Genomic DNA, 1,821 nt, shown 5'->3' with positions numbered 1-1,821 from the left:
TGAGGAATGTTTCCGTTGAAACACTGCTCTTCACATTCTTTAAGATAGAATTCGGCAATATCTTCAGAGATATCTTCACAACGATTAGTCGTTGGTTCTACGCGCAAAATTTGGACAGCATTATCGGTTTGGTCGATAAAATTGATCATGTCCTTTTCTTCTAAGAAAGGACCAGATTTAGCGAGATTTTGTTCTTCATTTTCGCAAATGACTAAGAGAATTTCATCAGAATTTATAAACACTGGTTTTTTCACAAATGCCTCCATACAGCTTATTGGCAAAAGTTATTTTCTAAGATATGGAGTGAACATATTTTCGATTTTAGAATAAGTCAATACAAATTTTCTAAAATAGAAAAAATTTTTTTTAGCGATAGACAAATAGTCTACACAAAAAAGTAACCTAATTTACATTTCAATGTGGAGAAAATTCTTTATGAAACAGTATAAAGAAGCTTTTAAAATATTTTCGTCATTAACAAATGAGCAAAAACGGGTGATTATTTTTCATCTTCTTCTTGCAAAGATCGTAGAAAAGAAATGACAGCTTTTCTATGTTCTGGCTTTGCGGAAGAATATAATTTAAAAAAATAATCATCACAATTATCGGGTATAAAATGAGGGGGGAGCGCTTTAAAAAATGAAGTTAATCTGACGAGTTCATCAGCAGATATGCTTCTATTTTCTTTATCATCATCAACAGAAAGCATCTTAGATACAACAGATGTATGAAGTCCCATATGTTTAGCTAGTTCAGTTCGGGACCCATGACCCATTGTTTTAAGCTTTTCATTTGCCCAAATTTTTATTTCTTTCTGAATATCCATACTTACCAGTATTCCTTTTGTTAAAAAAAATATCAACATTTCTATTTTAGAAAAAATATTGACATTTTTTCTATAATCGAATAAATGCCCATTTGATAAATAGAGAAATAATATGAATATCAAAAATTCAGCAGTTACGATTATAAAGTATTTAGGTGGTGCAAAACGTGTGTCGTTGATTTCTCAATGCCATGTATCTGCTGTTTATAAATGGACTTATCCTTTAAAAAAACTAGAGGGTAAAGGCGGCATTATACCAGCTAAATACCAAATTATGCTTTTAAATTATGCGCGAGATCATGGGATAGATTTGCGTCCAGAAGATTTTTTTTATCCCGAGCGCTTGCAGAGATTAATGCAAGAGCAACACCCCCCAATGTCGAAAATTTGCAAGAGCCGCGGTGTTGATCAGATGGTCGATAGATTGCAGCATTAAGGAGATCAAAATGAGTTTAAATGAAATAATATTGATAGTTGTGTGTGTAGTATTTGGAGCATTGCTTTTATGCGGAGTGATGTTTCGTATTGCTTTGTATTATCGTGACCAAGTTAAGAGGCTTAAAGAGGAAGTTGAAACTCTAAAATTAAAAATTGGGCATTTAACAGACGAGTTACAAAATAAACAGCATGAATGTTCAAGAGAAATTCAGAATGGCATGGATAAGAGTTTTTTAAATATCAAAAATGCATCAGAAATTAGAGAACTGAAGCAAAAGATAGATGAGTATGAAGCAGCGTTCAAACGGAAAAACGAAGTTATAGATGCACTCGAAGCAGATGTTCAATCACGTGATACGGAAATTAAAGAACTGAAGCAAGAGATTAAAGAACGTGAGGAGGAAATTGAAAAACTTAAACAAAAGATAGATGCGTACCGAGAAGATTTTAAACGGAAAAGTGAAAAGATACAGGCACTAAAAGCAGATGTGCAATCACGTGATACGGAAATTAAAGAACTTAAACAAAAGATAGAAGAACGTGACGACGAGGAAATT

3 protein-coding genes and 1 pseudogene are annotated in these 1,821 nt (G+C 32.8%); 2 read left to right on the top strand and 2 right to left on the bottom strand.

What is annotated here, in order from left to right; all coding sequences use genetic code 11:
- Window positions 1-254: pseudogene (locus tag ACFIO3_RS12525) on the bottom strand (hypothetical protein); the annotation flags it as partial.
- 245 nt (window positions 255-499) lie between these two features.
- Complete coding sequence (locus ACFIO3_RS12520; RefSeq protein ID WP_375607567.1) at window positions 500-826, bottom strand: hypothetical protein; 327 nt, start codon at window positions 824-826, stop codon at window positions 500-502.
- Window positions 827-938: 112 nt separating this feature from the next.
- Between ACFIO3_RS12520 and ACFIO3_RS12515 the strand changes: the two genes are divergently transcribed.
- Together ACFIO3_RS12515 and ACFIO3_RS12510 are read left to right on the top strand one after the other, a co-directional pair.
- The gene (locus ACFIO3_RS12515; RefSeq protein WP_375608819.1) at window positions 939-1,262 is read left to right on the top strand and encodes a hypothetical protein; all 324 of its coding nucleotides are present in this window, start codon (window positions 939-941) and stop codon (window positions 1,260-1,262) included.
- Window positions 1,263-1,272: 10 nt separating this feature from the next.
- Window positions 1,273-1,821, top strand: a 549-nt coding sequence (locus tag ACFIO3_RS12510; RefSeq protein ID WP_375704562.1) for a hypothetical protein, incomplete at its 3' end; no start/stop codon positions are given.

This window comes from Bartonella sp. AD328YNZD, assembly GCF_042196425.1.
The sequence above is the reverse complement of the archived record's forward strand: the minus strand, read 5'-3'. Positions and strand labels throughout refer to the sequence as shown.